At 67.0% G+C, this 518-nt stretch carries 1 protein-coding gene; it reads left to right on the top strand.

Annotated elements, in window-relative coordinates; genetic code table 11:
• Nucleotides 1-518: RNA-guided endonuclease TnpB family protein (locus AC2CJA_RS27155; protein WP_484605272.1), on the top strand; the 518-nt coding region annotated here is incomplete at both ends.

Genomic DNA, 518 nt, shown 5'->3' with positions numbered 1-518 from the left:
CACGAGCGGCGCGACCGTACCCGCCTCGCCCAGGCCCAGCGGCAGCTGGCCCGCAAGGCCAAGGGCGACGGCACCAACCGGGCCAAGGCACGCCGGAAGGCTGCCGAGGTCTACGCCCGCATCACCGACCGCAGGCGTGACCACCTGCACAAGCTCACCACTCGGCTCGTTCGTGAAAACCAAACGATCGTGATCGAGGACCTCACCGTCCGGAACATGGTGAAGAACCGGAGCCTGGCCCGCGCCATCAGTGACGCGGCCTGGTCGGAGTTCCGGAGCATGCTGGAGTACAAGGCCCAGTGGTACGGCCGCGAAGTGATCGCGATCGACCGCTGGTTCCCCTCCTCCAAGCTGTGCTCGACCTGCGGCACCTTGCGGGACAAGATGCCGCTGAACGTCCGCACCTGGACGTGCGACTGCGGGACGACCCACGACCGGGACGTGAACGCGGCGAAGAACATCCTGGCCGTCGGGCTGACGGCGTCTGTCTGTGGAGCTGGTGTAAGACCTCAACGGAG

This window comes from Streptomyces sp. ATLC9 (assembly GCF_057196705.1).
This window is presented reverse-complemented; position numbering and strand designations above follow the sequence as displayed.